The 16,260-nt window shown below is 64.0% G+C and carries 15 protein-coding genes and 1 tRNA gene; 4 read left to right on the top strand and 12 right to left on the bottom strand.

Features of this window, described 5'->3' with window-relative positions; all coding sequences use genetic code 11:
- Window positions 1-4: 4 nt before the first annotated feature.
- Window positions 5-871: a LysR family transcriptional regulator gene (locus ACLE20_RS09795; RefSeq protein ID WP_410940085.1), complete on the bottom strand. Its 867-nt coding sequence runs from the start codon at window positions 869-871 to the stop codon at window positions 5-7.
- A gap of 94 nt (window positions 872-965) precedes the next feature.
- On the opposite strand from ACLE20_RS09795, the gene ACLE20_RS09790 reads away from it, so the two are divergent.
- Entirely contained in the window at window positions 966-1,970 is a 1,005-nt protein-coding gene (locus ACLE20_RS09790; protein WP_410940229.1) for a bile acid:sodium symporter family protein, read from the top strand.
- A gap of 6 nt (window positions 1,971-1,976) precedes the next feature.
- On the opposite strand, the gene ACLE20_RS09785 is transcribed toward ACLE20_RS09790, so the two are convergent.
- The 3 genes from ACLE20_RS09785 to ACLE20_RS09775 all read right to left on the bottom strand — a co-directional run bounded on the left by ACLE20_RS09785 (window position 1,977) and on the right by ACLE20_RS09775 (window position 4,342).
- Complete coding sequence (locus ACLE20_RS09785) at window positions 1,977-2,732, bottom strand: amino acid ABC transporter ATP-binding protein (RefSeq protein ID WP_410940084.1); 756 nt, start codon at window positions 2,730-2,732, stop codon at window positions 1,977-1,979.
- On the bottom strand, window positions 2,729-3,409 hold the full coding sequence (locus ACLE20_RS09780) for an amino acid ABC transporter permease (protein WP_410940083.1): 681 nt from the start codon (window positions 3,407-3,409) through the stop codon (window positions 2,729-2,731). The genes ACLE20_RS09785 and ACLE20_RS09780 overlap by 4 nt, the downstream gene beginning before the upstream one ends.
- 159 nt (window positions 3,410-3,568) lie before the next feature.
- Window positions 3,569-4,342, bottom strand: coding sequence for an amino acid ABC transporter substrate-binding protein (locus tag ACLE20_RS09775; RefSeq protein ID WP_410940082.1), 774 nt, complete (start codon window positions 4,340-4,342; stop codon window positions 3,569-3,571).
- A gap of 274 nt (window positions 4,343-4,616) precedes the next feature.
- Between ACLE20_RS09775 and ACLE20_RS09770 the strand changes: the two genes are divergently transcribed.
- Window positions 4,617-6,386, top strand: a complete 1,770-nt coding sequence (locus tag ACLE20_RS09770; protein WP_410940081.1) for a calcium-binding protein — start codon at window positions 4,617-4,619, stop codon at window positions 6,384-6,386.
- Between the two features lie 78 nt (window positions 6,387-6,464).
- Here the strand turns inward: ACLE20_RS09770 and ACLE20_RS09765 are convergent, their stop codons facing one another.
- From ACLE20_RS09765 to ACLE20_RS09755, 3 genes are all read right to left on the bottom strand, one after another.
- Window positions 6,465-7,556, bottom strand: coding sequence for a calcium-binding protein (locus tag ACLE20_RS09765; protein WP_410940080.1), 1,092 nt, complete (start codon window positions 7,554-7,556; stop codon window positions 6,465-6,467).
- A gap of 216 nt (window positions 7,557-7,772) precedes the next feature.
- Window positions 7,773-9,479, bottom strand: coding sequence for a PAS domain-containing methyl-accepting chemotaxis protein (locus ACLE20_RS09760; protein WP_410940079.1), 1,707 nt, complete (start codon window positions 9,477-9,479; stop codon window positions 7,773-7,775).
- A gap of 133 nt (window positions 9,480-9,612) precedes the next feature.
- Window positions 9,613-10,602: an MBL fold metallo-hydrolase gene (locus ACLE20_RS09755; RefSeq protein ID WP_410940078.1), complete on the bottom strand. Its 990-nt coding sequence runs from the start codon at window positions 10,600-10,602 to the stop codon at window positions 9,613-9,615.
- A 156-nt stretch (window positions 10,603-10,758) separates the two neighbouring features.
- Here ACLE20_RS09755 and ACLE20_RS09750 point away from each other — a divergent pair, with 156 nt between their 5' ends.
- Both ACLE20_RS09750 and ACLE20_RS09745 read left to right on the top strand, forming a co-directional pair.
- Window positions 10,759-11,670 carry a LysR family transcriptional regulator gene (locus tag ACLE20_RS09750; RefSeq protein WP_410940077.1) on the top strand — a complete coding sequence of 304 codons (912 nt, stop codon included), beginning with the start codon at window positions 10,759-10,761 and terminating at the stop codon, window positions 11,668-11,670.
- Window positions 11,671-11,853: 183 nt separating this feature from the next.
- The gene (locus ACLE20_RS09745) at window positions 11,854-12,753 is read left to right on the top strand and encodes a LysR family transcriptional regulator (RefSeq protein WP_410940076.1); all 900 of its coding nucleotides are present in this window, start codon (window positions 11,854-11,856) and stop codon (window positions 12,751-12,753) included.
- Between the two features lie 187 nt (window positions 12,754-12,940).
- Here the strand turns inward: ACLE20_RS09745 and ACLE20_RS09740 are convergent.
- The 5 genes from ACLE20_RS09740 to ACLE20_RS09720 all read right to left on the bottom strand — a co-directional run bounded on the left by ACLE20_RS09740 (window position 12,941) and on the right by ACLE20_RS09720 (window position 16,104).
- Window positions 12,941-13,025 (bottom strand) — tRNA-Leu (locus tag ACLE20_RS09740).
- 190 nt (window positions 13,026-13,215) lie between these two features.
- Window positions 13,216-14,643 carry a phosphomannomutase gene (locus tag ACLE20_RS09735; protein WP_410940075.1) on the bottom strand — a complete coding sequence of 476 codons (1,428 nt, stop codon included), beginning with the start codon at window positions 14,641-14,643 and terminating at the stop codon, window positions 13,216-13,218.
- A gap of 95 nt (window positions 14,644-14,738) precedes the next feature.
- Complete coding sequence (locus ACLE20_RS09730; RefSeq protein ID WP_410940074.1) at window positions 14,739-15,167, bottom strand: YqaA family protein; 429 nt, start codon at window positions 15,165-15,167, stop codon at window positions 14,739-14,741.
- On the bottom strand, window positions 15,164-15,475 hold the full coding sequence (locus tag ACLE20_RS09725; protein WP_410940073.1) for a SelT/SelW/SelH family protein: 312 nt from the start codon (window positions 15,473-15,475) through the stop codon (window positions 15,164-15,166). The genes ACLE20_RS09730 and ACLE20_RS09725 overlap by 4 nt, the downstream gene beginning before the upstream one ends.
- Window positions 15,476-15,549: 74 nt before the next feature.
- Window positions 15,550-16,104, bottom strand: coding sequence for a DedA family protein (locus ACLE20_RS09720; RefSeq protein ID WP_410940072.1), 555 nt, complete (start codon window positions 16,102-16,104; stop codon window positions 15,550-15,552).
- Window positions 16,105-16,260: the final 156 nt, after the last annotated feature.

Below are 16,260 nucleotides of genomic sequence, written 5' to 3'. Positions count from 1 at the left end.
GCGCTCAAGCCGGCCCTGCCGGTGAAGCCATTCGCGCGACGATCAGGCGCTCCAGTGCCGCGCTGACCTCCGCATCGGCCCCGCGCCGCCGCAGGAGCACGAATTCGGCATCCGGCAAAGCCGGGAGGTCAGCGGCCGGCACCTCCTTCAACCCGGCCGGCGCCATGCTGCGCGGCTGCACGAGCAGTCCCATGCCCGCGCGCGCGGCGGCGGTCAGGCCTGCGAGACTCGAGCAGGTACAGACGATCCGCCAGGCCCGCCGGTCGCGATCGAGCGCCTCCTGCGCCGCGCGGCGGGTGATGGAGGGCGGCGGAAAGGCGATGAGCGGCAGCGCATCGGTCCGGGCGAGCATCGCCGCCGGATCCTGTGCCAGCCAGACCAATGGTTCACGATAGAGCAGCCGGCCATGGGTCTCGCCCGGATGCCGCTTGGCGAAGACCAGATCGAGATCGCCGGCATCCTGCATCTGCCGCAGCGGCTCGCTGAGCGCCACCGTCATCTCCAGATCGACGAGCGGATGCTGGCGGATGAAATCGCCGAGGATCGCCGTAAGCCTGTTTTCGACCACATCCTCCGAGACGCCGAGACGCAACCGGCCACGCAGACGGGTTTCGCCGAAGAGCGACGCCACGCCCCGGTCGAGCTCGAGCATGCGGCGCGCGGGGCCGAGCAGGGCCTCGCCATCCGCCGTCAGCCGCACGTGATGCGTATCCCGTGCGACAAGCCGCCGCCCCAGCGCCTTTTCCAGCCGCTGGATGTGCTGGGTGATCGTCGACTGCCCGATGCCAAGCCGCGCCGCCGCTTCCGTGAAACTGCCGGCCTGACTCAGCGCCAGGAAACTATCAAGATGAACGAGATTGAGCGGTGCCATCGCATTTCGTGATAACTGTTAGTGTTTGCATTGCGGTTCATGATAGGCGATGAGGCGGGCTCTAGCGAGACTGATATCAAGGACGAAAGAATTGATGCGCCGCTTCCTGCCCGACAGCTTCACCCTGCTCCTGGTGGCAACGGTGGTGCTGGCTTCCTTTCTGCCGATCCATGGCACCGCGGCCGAGTTTTTCTCAGTTGCAACCAGCATTGCCATCGGTCTCCTCTTCTTCCTCCACGGCGCCAGGCTCTCCCGCGCCACCGTGGTGGCCGGCACGCTGCATTGGCGGCTGCATCTGACGATCCTTGCCACGACCTTCGTGATCTTCCCACTGCTGGGCCTGGCGCTCGGCCATCTGCCGGAAAGCCTGCTGGCGCCATCGCTTTCCACCGGGCTGCTGTTTCTCTGCGTACTGCCCTCCACGGTACAATCATCGATCGCCTTCACCTCGATGGCCGGCGGCAATGTTCCGGCAGCGATCGTGGCTGCGTCGGGTTCCAATATCGTCGGCATGTTCATGACGCCGCTGCTCACCGGCATCCTGCTCTCGACCACGGGCGGCGCCGGCTTTTCCTGGTCGGCGCTGCAGAGCATCCTGTTGCAGCTGCTCCTGCCCTTCCTCGCGGGTCAACTGCTGCAGCCCTGGATCGGCGGCTGGATCCGCGCCCGCAAGGGACTGCTCTGGCCGATTGATCGCGGCTCGATCCTGATGGTCGTTTATCTCGCCTTTTCCGAAGCCGTCATCGAGGGCCTGTGGCACCGCTATTCAGCGCGCGACATTGCCACGGTCGTCGTGCTCGATATGGTGCTGCTGGCCATCGTTCTCTGCCTGACGATGTTCGGCAGCCGCCTGCTCGGCTTTTCCAAGGAGGACGAGATCACCATCACCTTCTGTGGCTCGAAGAAGTCGCTGGCGAGCGGCGTGCCGATGGCCAATGCGATCTTTGCCCATCAGCCGGTGTCGATCGGCGCGATCGTTCTGCCGATCATGCTGTTCCACCAGATCCAGCTGATGGCCTGCGCCGTCATCGCCCAGTCCTATGCGGCTCGCCGTAAGGCCAGGGAGGCCGCAACCGAGGCGGCGGCGCCGGCCGCTTGAGCCCGCTTACACCGTCTGGGCGGCGTTGATCGAGGAGACGAACTGGCGGGTGCGCTCCTCGCGTGGATTGCGGAAGATCTCGGCGGCGGGTCCCGTCTCCACCACCCGGCCGGCTTCGAGGAACACGGCGGCGCTCGCGACCTTCGAGGCGAGCCTTAAGTCATGGGTCGCCATGACCATGGTCGTGCCTTCGCGCGCCAGGGTACTCAGCACCTCCACCACCTCGGCCGATAGCTCGGGATCGAGCGCCGAGGTCGGCTCGTCGCAAAGCAGCACACGGGGCGACGGCGCGAGCGCGCGGGCAATCGCCACGCGCTGCTGCTGGCCGCCGGAAAGATTGGCCGGCCAGGCATCGGCCTTTTCCGCCATGCCGACCTTGGCGAGCAGCTCTTCCGCCTGCCGCCGCGCCTTCTCGCGCGGCCATTTCTCGACGACCAGCAGGCCTTCCATGACGTTCTCGATCGCGGTGCGATGGGGGAAGAGCTGGAAGTTCTGGAACACCATGCCCGTCTGGCGACGCAGCGCCTGGATGGTGCTCCAGGGCTGACGTTTTCCCGGCACGAAATCGGCCGCCGCATCGCCGATCACCACGCGGCCGGAGTTCGGCGGTTCCAGGAGGTTGATGCAGCGGAGCAGCGTGCTCTTGCCGCCGCCGGAGGGCCCGACCAGCGCAGTGACGCTGCCTTCCGCAAACTTCAGCGAAATGTCGCGCAGGATCACGGCCTCGCCGAAGCGCTTCTCGATGGCGGTCAGTTCGATCATCGGTTGGCCTCCACCATGCCGCCATAGCGGGCGAAGCGCGTTTCGAGCCGCGCCTGCAGGGCGGACAGGACCGAGCTCAGAACGAGATAGATCAGCGCCGCCTCGATATAGAGGATCAGCGGCTCGTAGGTTGCCGCGACGATGCGCTGGGCCGATTGGAAGAGCTCCGGCACGGTGATCGCGGCGGCGAGCGATGTGTCTTTCACCAGCGAGATGAAGGTATTGGACAGCGGCGGCACGGCAACGCGGGCTGCCTGCGGCAGGATGGTGCGGCGCATGGCCTGCGACCAGCTCATTCCCGTCGAATAGGCCGCCTCCCACTGGCCGCGCGGCACCGAGGAAATGGTCGCGCGAATGATCTCCGACGTATAGGCGCCGATGTTGAGCGTGAAGCCGATCAGCGCAGCCGGAAACGCATCGAGCAGGATGCCGACGCTCGGCAGCCCGTAGAAGATGACGAAGAGCTGGACGAGCAGCGGCGTGCCGCGAATGATCCAGACATAGAAACGGGCTAGAGCAGCGACCGGAGGCGGCCCGAAGAGCCGCGCAACCGCGGTCAACAGCCCGAGCGCCAGGCCGAGCGCGAAGCTTAACAGCGTCAGCGGCACGGTGAAGCGAATGCCGGCCCAGAGCAGGGTCGGCAGGGAGTCGATCATCAATTGCAGCCAGTGCGGCACGGCGGTTCTCGCTTGGGGGACCGGTGAACCCGGCCGATTGGCGGACGGGCTGCCCTGTCGGACGGCGGGCAAGCCGGGAGAATGACGGAAGTTGCGACCGACGGAAAGAGGGAGGCGACGGTGTGCCTCCCTCTTTCCGTCGATCTTCTCAGATGCCGTTTAGTTCGAGACGTCCTGGCCGAAATATTTGTCCGAGATCGTCTTGTATGTGCCGTCGGCCTTGATGTCGGAGAGCGCCTTGTTGATCGCCGCTACCAGGTCCTCATCGCCCTTGCGCAGGATGATGCCGGAATAATCGGCATCCTTCTTCTCGGCCACGACCGTCACCGGTGCCTGCGGCTGGTGCTTCTTGAAGTCGAGGAAGGAGAGGCTGTCATTGATGGTGGCGTCGGCCCGGCCGGTGAGCACGAGCTGGATCGACTGGTCGAAGCCATCCGTGCCAACCAGCTCCGCGCCGGCCGCTTCGGCGAGCTTGCCGAAATTGCTGGTCAGGGACTGCGCCGACTTCTTGCCCTTCAGATCCTCGAAGCTCTTGATGTCGCCATTGCCTTCGCGCACGATCAGCACGGCTTTGGACGCGATATAGGGCTCGGAGAAAGCGTATTTCTGCTTGCGCGCTTCGGTGATGCCGACCTGGTTGATGACAAGGTCGTAGCGCTTGGCATCGAGGCCTGCGATCAGCCCATCCCATTTGCCCTCGACGAACTCGGCCTTGACGCCGAGCTTCTCGGCCACTGCACGGCCGATCTCGACATCGAAGCCGACCAGCGCATTGCTCGAATCATGGAAGGTAAAGGGGGCATAGGTGCCCTCGGTGCCGATGCGGATCGTGCCCGCCGACTTGATCGCATCGAGGTTCTCGCCAGCGAGAGCCGGCAGGGAGGCCGCGGCCTGGATGAGGAGGGCGGCGGCAAGGGGCTTCAGCCAACGCATGGCATTTCCTTTCGAAGCATGGTCGATGACAGACTCATCTAGGAAAGTGATGCCGTCAGGAGGAGAGAAAAACGCAAAATTATGAGGCGAATGAGAAAAAATTACTCATTTCTGCTCTCGCCCCTCTCAGGCCTAAGTCACGGATTTTGAAAAGCCTTCTCCGCCAACCGATAAGGGAAAATATCTCTGCCCGCACAATTTATGGCAGCATCGAGACACTCCTGCCATAAAAGCTCCGTAAGTGCCGAGCTGCAAAGCAATGTGGAGAGACCCTATGGGAAGCGAATTTCGCGTCAATAGCTATCAAAACAACTGGCAGCGCGGCTCCGATGTCCTTGCCCTGAAGGACGGCGGATTCATGGTCAGCTGGGAGAGCTATTTGAACAATTACGACGGCTCGGACACGAGGGCGACCTATGTCGGCGCCCAGTTCTACGATGCCGCAGGACGGCCGGTGGGTGGAGAGCTTCTGCTTCGTGGCATTCAGGAGGCCTATTCCGGCGCGCCGGATGCGACGCAGCTGAAGAACGGCAATGTCGTCGTCACCTGGGCGGAGACATTGGACGATGCGATCTCCAGCAATGGCGCCCACATCATGGCGCAGGTTTTCGACAAAAGCGGCAACCAGGTCAGCGGCGCCTTCCAGGTCGACACGGTGAGCGCCTTCGAAAAGGTCGCACCGAACGTCGTCGAAACCAAGGATGGCGGATTCATCGTCTCCTATGGTGCCGATGGCTCCGGGACGAAGTTTGACGAGGTCTATGCCCGTGCCTATTCGGCCAATGGCATACCGCGCGGCACCGACAAGGTGCTGAATACCGTCTCCAATGATTTCGATGAGTTGGTGACCAAGTCGACGGCGCTCAGCAACGGCAATTCCGTCATCATCTGGAATTCGGAAGCGGCGATCGATGACGGCACGAACAACGGCCAGAACCAGTTGCGCGCCTCGCTCTTCGACAGCAAGGGCAAGCTCATCAAATCCGATTTCGGGCTGACGCCGCATATCGGCGGAGCCGGCGGCGCCTGGAGCGATGACGAGAATTTCGGCTATGCCGTCGCGGCCGGTCCCAAAGGCGGTTTCGCCGTCGCCAACCTCGACTTCACCCCGAACCCCAAGGACGATGGCACCCAAGGGCTTTACTTCACCAGCTATACTGCGACGGGAAAGGCGATTGGCAAGGCCATCCCGATCTTCGAAAAAGGCATCGTGGTCAAGGATCTCGACATGGCCGTGCTCGACAGCGGCCACTATGTCGTGACCTGGAGCCAGCAATCGCTCGTCGATAGCGAGGTCGGCGACGACGCCTATGCGATCGTTCTTTCGGAAAGCGGACGGCCGGTCAGCAAGGTCTTCACGGTCGGCATCGATGGCGACAAATATGACGACCAGTCGGAGCTCTCCGTCACGGGGCTTGCCGGCGGCGGCTTCGCCGTCAGCTATACGTCCGAGTCGATCGACATCGACAATGACGGCATCGCCGGCATGGTGTTCGGCCGCGGCACGGCCGGCGACGACCGCCTGAGGGTCGATGCCACAGGGCAGATGGCCGGCCTCGACGGCAATGATTACGTGCGCGGCACCAATCTCGCCGACTGGATGTCCGGCGATGGCGGCAATGATACCCTGCTGGGACTGAAAGGCGCCGATACACTGATCGGAGGCGCAGGAAACGACCGGCTCGACGGCGGCATCGGCAAGGATGTACTGACCGGCGGTCTCGGCAATGACGTCTTCGTCTTCTCGGCCGCCGCAACGGCCGGCAATGTCGACACCATCACCGACTTTGCCAACAAGACCGGCAACAATGATAGCTTCGAGCTGCAGAAGCGCTACTTCAAGGCGCTGGATCTCGGCACGCTGGATGCGGCCGAGTTCGTGATCGGCAGCAAGGCCAAGGATGCCTCCGACCACATCATCTACAACAAGAGCACCGGCGCCCTGTCCTATGATGCCAATGGCAGCAAGGCCGGCGGGTTGGAGCTGCTCGCCCATCTGGACGACGGGCTCACCCTCAAGGCCTCGGACTTCTTCGTCGTCTGACGACAGCGGACCGACGATATCAATTCGCCTCAGGCCGGCGCGACAGACTTGTCGCGCCGGTCCGTCATGCCGACGGACCTAGAACAGCACGAATTCGGACGCCGTCATGGCCAGATCGCGATCGAGGATGGCGAACAGCACGGCCTTGGCACCACCCTTGCCGTCGGGATCATAGGAGAGCTTTCCGGTATCGGTCTCATAGAGGATACGGTCGGACGCATCATGGGCCTTGCCATCGCTGCTTGCCCAGAATTGAGCGGCCGACAGGGCCGCTGACCCGGCGATCTTCGTGAACACCGATTTGGCGAGATAGATCGTGTCGTCGGCGACGCTGTAATCGCTGATCGTGTCGACATTGGTCTTGGCATTGACGTCATAGAGAAAGCGGAACGTATCCTTCCCGGTGCCGCCGGAGAGAAGATCATTGCCGAGATCGCCCCAGAGGCTGTCATCGCCGCGTCCGCCCGACACGATGTCATCGCCGGTCGAACCGACCAGCCCGTCATTGCCGGAACCGCCTTCGATCGTGTCGTTCCCATCATTTCCGTAGAGATCGTCGTTGCCAGTCCCTCCAGAGAGGTCATCATCTCCGGCCTGCCCATAGGCCTTGTCGTCACCACGACCGCCGGAGAGCTCGTCATTGCCGATGCCGCCATCGAGATAGTCGTTTCCCGCGCCACCATCGAGCAGATCGTCGCCGGCTTCGCCGTAACGGCCAGCCTGCCGCTCGACGTAGAATCCAGCGCCAAAGGCGGTCGATCCGGCGCCGATCGTGGTGTTGTAGTCATCCCCATCACCGCCATAGAGGCGGTCATTGCCAGGCCCCCCGAAGAGACCGTCGATATCCCCGCCGCCATCCAGCATGTCATCGCCGTAGCCGCCGTAGATGATGTCGTTGTTTTCATCGCCATAAAGCCTGTCGCCGCCGACGGCGGTCGACCAGTTGACGAGCCAGTCATTGCCAGTGCCGCCATGGGCGCTCAGGACTGCCAGCGAGCCGTTCGTATCGACGGAGCGGTCGAACACAATGACATCGGAGCCTTCGCCGCCATAACCCGTCAGATCGCCCCTGCCGTTCGATCCAATAACATCGGCGCCGCTCAAGCCATAAACCGCCTGCGACCCCGGATTATAGATATAGTCGTTCCCGTCAGTTCCTATCTTGGACATGGTGAGCCTCCGCTCCGCGCCGAATCGGTGAGGATCTTCTCTCGACCATTCGGCACCGGCTGGCGTCCTGTTTCCGACAAAAGCATGTGCGGTTTTTGATCGCGCCGATCGGATGGCAGGCCTCGAAGACGACGCCCGAATTCAATCGGGAAGGCCGGGCCGGCGCGGTTCGGAACCGGCACCGCAGACGCTGCGGGGCCGGCTCAGTCTCTCACGTCAGGCCGCCCGGGACCGCGGCTGAGCAGACGCGCGGGGCTCGCTGTACGATGCGCTGCGGGCAGGGCTGTCGAAGCGGAACTGGTCGAGCAGGCCGAACAGTGCGGCCGCTTCTTCGGCAAGGCCGTGGCTTGCTGCCGTCTGTTCCTCGACCATCGCCGCATTCTGCTGCGTGCCCTGGTCAACGGCGTTGATCGAGGTGTTGATCTCGCCGAGCGCATTCGACTGTTCACGCGCGGCGTTGATGATGGCGCTGATGTCCTCGTTGATATGGCCGACCTGGCCGGCAATCGCCTGCAGGGCCTCGCCGGCCTTGCTCACCAGCGAGACGCCATCCGCCACATGGTTCGTCGAGGCGGTGATGAGCGTCTTGATCTCCTTGGCGGCAGTTGCGGAGCGTTGAGCGAGTTCGCGCACCTCCTGGGCGACCACGGCGAAGCCCTTGCCAGCCTCGCCGGCCCGTGCGGCCTCCACGCCCGCATTGAGTGCCAGGAGATTGGTCTGGAAAGCGATCTGGTCGATCACCCCGATGATGTTGGAGATTTCCTTCGACGAGGAATCGATCTTGTCCATGGCCGAGATCGCCTCGCGCACCACCGTGCCGGAATGATCGGCCTGTTCCTTGGCCCGGGCGACGAGGTTGCCGGAGGCTTCGGCGCGGCGGGAGGAGTCCTTGACCGTGGTGGTGATCTCCTCGAGCGCAGCCGCTGTCTGTTCGACGGAGGCTGCCTGCTGCTCGGTGCGCTGCGACAAGGCATCGGCCGACACCCGGATCTCGTCGGCGCCGCTGGAAATGGCCTCGGCATTGCGCCTGACGGTCAGCATCGCCGCCTTCAGCCGATTGCAGGCGGCATTGAAATCCTGCCGCAGCAGTTCGAGGGAGGGAATGAAGGGATGCTCGATCGATTGCGAAAGATCGCCTTCGGCGAGCTTCGACAGGCAACGGGCCAGCTGGTCGACATTATTGACGCGGCCGGTGACGTCGGTCGCGAACTTGACCACCTTGATCACCCGGCCCTTCAGGTCGAAGACCGGATTGTAGGAAGCCTGAATGAAGACCTCCCGCCCGCCCTTCCCGATCCGGCGGAATTCGTCGGAGACGAACTCACCCGCGTTGAGCTTACGCCAGAACTCGGCATAAGCGGCGGACTGGGCAAAGCCCGGCTCGACGAACATGCGGTGGTTCTGGCCAACGATCTCAGCCAGCGAATAGCCAAGCGTATCGAGAAAATTCTGGTTCGCGGAGATGATCGTGCCGTCCGGCTTGAATTCAATCACCGCCTGCGCCCGCGAGATGGCCTGGACGCGGGCGGCCGTGTCGATACCGTCCAGCTTGGTCTGGGTGATGTCATTGGCAAATTTGACGATCTTCAGCACCTTGCCGGAGCTCGACTTCACCGGATTGTAATTGCCGCGGATGAAGACCTCGCGGCCGCTCTTGGTCAGCCGCATGAATTCGCTACAGACGAAATCGCCGCCCTGGAGCTTCCCCCAGAACGCGCGATACTCGTCCGATTTCGCATAGTCTGGATCCAGAAACAGGCTGTGGTGCTTGCCGATGAGCTCGCCCGGCTGGTAGCCCATCAGGTCGCAGAAGTTTCGGTTCGCGCTCAGAATCTGGCCGTCCACGTCGAATTCAATGACGGCGAAGGAGAGGTCTAGCGCGGCCAGAAGTTTATCGGATCGGGAAGCAAAAAGGTGCGGCACGAAAGTCTCCAGGATCAATTTGGATAGAGACTACCTACAAAAGGTTAATCTAACGCAAAGCGTCCGTTTCTGAAGAGCCGTCAAGCTGGCGATGCCACGCCCCCGCTCGGAGCGCCGACGCGCTCGATTGGCATCAGAACTGCCAGTTGGCCGGCACCCAGGCATAGCCACCGTCGGTCTTCAGCATCCGGCCAAGCCCCGGAAACGGAAAGTGGAAGCCGAGAAGCGGAATGCTGTCGGCGGCCGCTAGGTCGAAGATTCGGCGACGGGAGGCGAGCGCGCGCTCCTGATCGCGGTCGGGGCCCGGGCGCCAGGGATGATCGACATTGACGACCGGGTGATAGGCAAGATCCGCTGTCAGTAAGAGCTGGTCCTTGCCGGAATGGACGAGGAACGTGGCCATGCCAGGCGTATGACCTTCGGCAGGGATCGACGTCAAACCGGGCACGATCTCCACGCCGGCCTCGTAGACCTCTACATCCTTGCCAATTGGTGCAAGACTCGCCTTGATCGCCGCGCCGAACCGGGCCCGGAACTCCGGCGGGACCGGCATATAGGACAGGTCGGGCTCGGTGCGGACGAAGAAGTCCCAGTCGGCCTTCGGGACATGGACTGTGGCGCGCGGAAAGGCCTTGCCGCCATCAGCGGCCCGGAGGTTTCCGACATGGTCCGGATGGGTGTGCGAAATGACGATGGTGTCGATATCGGCGGGCCCAAGCCCGATGACCGCCAGATTTTCGAACAGCTGCCCGCCATTCGGCCCCATCGTCTTGCCGGCGCCGGCCTCGATCAGGATCCGCCGGCCGCCGGTCTCGATCAGCAGCGTGTTGAGGTTGAGCACCATGTGGTCCTCCGCGAGGAAAGCCCGGCGCAGCACCTCGCGCAGCTCCGCTTCCGGCGCGTCGCTCGCATAGACACGCGGCGGCCCGCCGATAACGCCATCGCTAAGAACGGTTGCCGTGATGTCGCCGACCCGGAAGCGATAGACGCCGGCATTGCGCAGCATCGCCGGCGCGGCTTCCTGCGCTTCGCCAATGCCGGTGCCGGCTGAGCCGAACAGCGCGGCCACGCCGCCGGCGGCGGACAGCATGATCGTGCGTCGCTTGAGGGTGAAATGGGTCATCGCTCGTTCCTTTCCGATCGTCGGCTGCCCTTCCGCTCTCGGCTCGTCTGATTGAACCGACGACGACGGCAGCACGCTTATGGGCAAAGGATGACAGATGGGCAGTAGGCCGATAAGCTGCACAGCGACGGACAGCCTGATAAGCCAAACTTCGCAATGATTCCGCTTCGCCTTGATAGTCTCGATGCCTTTGCCGCTGTCATTCGCTGCGGCGGCTTCCGTGCGGCAGCGCGCGAACGTGGTGTCTCCTCCTCCGCGCTCAGCCAGACCGTGGCGTCGCTGGAGGCAAGCCTTGGCATCCGCCTTCTCAACCGAACGACTCGCAGCGTATCGCCGACAGAGGCTGGGCAGCGGCTGCTGGAGCGGCTCGGCCCGGCGCTCGGCGACATCCAGCTGGCGGTCGTCGAGATCGATGCCTTGCGCGACAGTCCAACGGGAACGCTGCGCATCAATGCGCCGGCGCCGGCCGTCGATCATTGTCTCTGCCCGCTTGTCTTCGACTTCATGGAAAGGCATCCCGAGGTGAAGGTCGAGATCGTCAGCGATGCCGCCGTCATCGATATCGTCGCGCAGGGCTTCGACGCCGGTGTGCGCTTCGGCAAGCAGCTTGCCCAGGACATGATCGCGCTGCCGCTTGGGCCCGCACTCCGCTACGCCATCGTCGCATCGCCTTCCTATGTCGATCGGCATGGTGCGCCACGCACGCCGCAAGCGCTCGTCGGCCATGACTGCATCAGGCGCCGCTTCCCCGGCGGCAGCCTGGTAAGCTGGCGCTTCGTGGACGGTGAGGAGGAGATCGAGGTGACACCCACCGGCCGCCTGACGGTGAGCGCTGCCCAGAACGAGCTGCAAGCCGCCTTGGCTGGCCGAGGCATTGCCCATATTTTCGACGATTATGCCCGTCCCTTCCTTGAAGACGGTCGACTGATCGAACTCCTCTCCGACTACAGCCCGGTTCTGCCGCACTGGTTCCTTTATTATCCGAGCCGCCGCCTTCCGAGCGCCGCCATGCGGGCCCTTCTTGATCATATGAAGCGCTTCGATTGGCAGGGGCAGAAAACGGAATGACTCGACGGAAGGTAAGTGGCGGCCGGCGAAGCTTGAAGGCTCGGTCGCTCCCGGGACAGCCTGGCGTTCGGACGTATGTTGGTCCGGACGATCCTGGCGCAGGCCAAGCGTCTTGCGGCGCCATTTCCGATCTCGTGCTATGGGTTCACCAGTCTCGAATGGATTGGTAGAAGGAGCTCACGAATGCAACGGCCGAGCCTCAGCGATCTCGCCGCCTTCGCCGCGGTCGCCAGGCATCGAAGCTTCCGCAGCGCGGCCGATCAGATGGGCCTGTCGCGCTCGGCGCTCAGCCATGCGATCATCGCGCTCGAGGCCAAGCTCGGCGTCCGCCTCTTCAACCGCACGACCCGCAGCGTCTCGCCGACGACCGCCGGCGCCGCCCTGCTCGCGCGCCTCGATCCGGTGCTGCGCGATCTCGATCGCGCGCTCGACAGCCTGTCGGACGAGCGCGGCACGCCGAGCGGCGTGTTGCGCATCAATGCCAACAAGAGCGGCGCCCGGCTGCTCCTCAACGAGGCGGTCCCACGCTTTCTCGATCTCTACCCCGATGTCGAACTGGACCTCGTTTCCGAAGGTCGGCTGGTGGATATTGTGGAGCAGGGCTTCGATGCCGGTATCCGTCTCCTGGAGGCGGTCCCGCGGGATATGGTCGCCGTCCCTTTCGGCGGCGATGTCCGCTTCGTGGCCATCGCCGCGCCCGCCTATCTCGCCGGCAAGACCGCGCCCATGACGCCCGACGACCTCGCGGCCCATCGCTGCATCCGGCAACGACTTCCAAGCGGCAAACGCTACCAGTGGGAGTTTTCACTTCGCGGCGAAGAAATGACGGTCGATGTCCCCGGCAGCCTGACGCTCGATGACAGCGATCTTCTCGTGCAAGCCGCAGCCGCAGGACGCGGCATCGCCTTCGTCCCCGAGCCCTTCGCCCGGCCGCTTCTGGCAACGGGCGCGCTGGTCACCGTTCTCGACGACTGGTGCCCGCCGACGAGCGGCCTTGCGCTCTATTACCCCCGCAACCGCCATATGCCGGCCTCGCTGCGCGCCTTCATCGATATCGTCAAGCAGATCGACCGCAAGCGCTGAGCGTCATTGCCGTGTAAAAGGGCCCGTGGCGCAAGCCAGCGCTTTTACTTTACTGGACTGATAGCGGTCTGAATCAAGACCTGCGTGACCTGGCGCTGATGAAGGCATCATGCAACGCTGCTCGACATCCGTCGGCACGGATCCGAACCAGCCGAAATCCGGCCAAACACTCTATTCTAAAGGGAAATGGTGCCCAGAAGAGGACTCGAACCTCCACGCCTCGCGGCACAGGTACCTGAAACCTGCGCGTCTACCAATTCCGCCATCTGGGCGACGGACCGGCATGTAAAAGCTGGCCGGGCGAGTGTCAACAGGCTTTCGCATCTTTTCCATCCCGACCCCGAAAATCGACAGCGACGCGGGATTTTCTTGTTGGAAATCAGGGCGCATGCCGCGATGCGGCTGCGCCCTGCCCTGACGTCTCGATCAAAAGTGCCCCCATCTCGCGCCGTCCGGCGTGGCTCAGCGCGACGCCGCCCAGGAGCGGATCCGTGCAAGGCCATCCTTGAGCAGGTGCTGCGCAGCGGCGTCGTCTTGCGCCTCCACATAGCAGCGCATTTCCGGTGCGTTGCCGGAGGGGCGGAAATGGATGACGGCCCCACTCTCCAGCGTCACCCGCAGGCCATCGATATCGCTGACCGAGGCCGGCCGACCGATCGGCGCCAGAAATGCGGCGAGCGCGGCAGGACTGCTGCGCAGCTCGGCCATCAAGGCGGAGCTGGTTTCGGTCGGGAACTGCTCCAGACGGTCGCTGAGCGCCACGGGCAGGGCATAGCTGCGGGCCAAAGCGGAGAGCGAAAGCTTGCGGTCGGCGGCGAAGGAGAGCGTGGCGAGCGCGGGCAGGAAACTGTCGCGCGTCGGCAACGCCGTCAGCGTCCCCCCGTTGATTGAAAAGTCGCTGGCTGTCAGCGTGCCGCCATTGGCCTCGAATCCCATGACGCCTTGCACGCGTTCGGAAAGCGCCTCCTGCATGCCGGAAATAACGAAGGGCGAGCCGACCCGCGTGCGGCGGATCGTGATGTTACCCTGGCGCTCGAGCCCCGAATTGGAGGTGACCGGCGTCACTGCCAGTTGCGCACCCAGAAACTCGGCCGCGATCAGGCCAAGGAGATCGCCGCGCAGCGGCTCGCCGGTTTCGTCGCTCACGAGTGGCCGGTCGCCATCGCCGTCGGCAGAGACGATCGCGTCGAGACTGTGCTCGGCCGTCCAGCGCCGCAGCGCTTCGATCGTCTCCAGCGAGACGGCCTCGGTGTCGACGGGAACGAAGGTGTCCGACCAGCCGAGCCTGACGACCGTTGCCCCATAATGTTCGAGCACCTCGGCGAAAAGATCGCGCGCGACGGTGGAGTGCTGGTAGACGCCGACGGTCAGGCCGGCGAGCGCGCCGTCCGGCAACAAGCGCGTGTTGCGCGCCAAGAACAGAGCCCGGGTTTCTGCCTCCAGGCTCTCCACCTCGGCCGGGGTGGCATCGATGGCGCCTTCGGCCTCGATCGCCTGCGCGGCCGCGCCGATCGCCAGTTCGTCGGCCTTGCCGATCTCGCCATCCGGCCGGTAGAATTTGATGCCGTTGCGATCGGCGGGAATGTGCGAGCCCGTGACCATCAGCGCCGCAGCGCCCATGGCGAGGCCCTGCAATGCCAGAGCCGGCGTCGGAACCGTGCCGCAATCGCGCACCTGAAACCCTTCGCGCTGCAGGGCGCCGGCGGCAATGGCCGCAATCTTCGGGCTCGAGGCACGAAAATCCCGGCCGATCAGGATGGTGTCGCCCGGGCGGACGAGGCCTGCGGCAAGCAGGCTGCGGGCGAAGGCCGCGGCATAGACGGCTGCTGCCGGACCTTCGAGATCCACCGACAGGCCGCGAAGCCCACTCGTACCGAATTTGAGACTCACTTGCGCCGTGCTCCTTCTGTCGCCACCCGTCCCGTCTAACGGCGGAACCATAGACGGGAGACCTCCCCAAGAAAACCCGGAACAAGCGGGCTTGATTAACCGAAGAGAGCAACCAGCGCGCCATAGCGGGCGGCCTTGCCAAGGGTGACGAAGAGGAGGAAGGGCAGGATCGGCATCCTCAGCAGGCCAGCGACCAGGGTGAGCGGATCGCCGACGACTGGAAGCCAGGAGAGAAGAAGCACCGGCTGGCCGAAGCGCTGAAAGATGCGCTCCGCCCGCAGCCTGGCCGCCGGAGAGACGGGAAACCAGCGCTTTCCTTCAAAGCGCAGAAACCACAATCCCAGGACGTAATTAACCAGCGCGCCCAGAACATTGCCGCCCGTTGCGACCGCGACTACGGCGAAGCGGGACAGATCCGGGTTCTGCAAAGCGGCGACGATCGCCGCTTCGGAGAGACCGAACAGGAGGGTGGCCGAGAGGAACGCCGCGGCGAAAATGCCGACGAACAGCGACAGATCGGTCATTCCGGATCGGAGCCGCCATCGTCCGCCGGGCCGCGATCGACATGGCCGAGATCGCGGCCGGGTTCGATCACGTCGCGCAGGCGCTGCTTGAGCGCCTTCGGACCGGGAAAGCCGCCATCGCGTTTGCGCTCCCAGATCAGCGCGCCATCGACACGAATCTCGAAGGCCCCGCCTGTTCCTGGAATGAGCGCCACCTCTGCCAGGCTGTCGGAAAAGGTCTGCAACAACTCCTGCGCCATCCACCCGGCCCTAAGCAGCCAGTTGCATTGGGTGCAATAGAGTATCGTGACCCGTGGCTTGTCGCTCATCATCGTGTTCCTGTCTTTCCGCGAAGCACCTGCATAAAGCGTGGCCAACAGGCTGGCCAGCGCCTTGGGCAGGATCAATCCCCCTGTCGCCGCCGGAGGAGCAGCAGCGCGGCGCCGGCGAGGGCGAGAGCGGTGAGGGCGATGAGGAGGTGGAGATGCAGGCGCAGATGGCCGAGCAGCGCTTCCACCAAATTGCCGAACAGATAGCCGACGCCTGAGATGACAACTGCCCAAAGACAGGCGGCCACGGCGTTGAGCAGCACGAAGCGCGCGGTCGGGATCTCGGTCGTGCCGATCAGGACCGGGCTGATGATCCTCATTCCGTAGAGGAAGCGGAAGGCGAGGATGAAGCCGGTCGGATGGCGGTGAAGCAGGTCACGCGCCCTGAGCATGGCCTTCGCCGTCATCAGCCTTTGCACGTAGGACAGGCTTGTGGCGCGGCGCCCGAGCGCGAAGAAGAGCTGATCGGCCAGGAAGGAGCCGATGGCCGCGGCGATCATCACCTGCCAGAGCGGCATCAGGCCGCGATGGGCCAGCACCCCACCCAGGAACACGACCGCCTCCCCTTCGATCCCGGCGCCGAGCAGAACGCCGAAGACCCCGTAGCGCGCGACAAGAGCCTCGATCACGGCCTTCTCTCCCCGTGACGCTTCCACCCTTTTGCCATGCCGCTCTCCGTTGGTCATTGCGGAGGTAGCGCCGCGGATCGGCGCGGAAAGAGCGCCCGGGATTCGCGCCTCGACAGGCGAGGCCGACAGTGATCACGCCGCGTTCACGCACAATGT

This window comes from Rhizobium sp. YIM 134829, from assembly GCF_046546455.1.
Note: the sequence above shows the minus strand (reverse complement) of the source record. Positions and strands in the feature narration are given on the sequence as shown.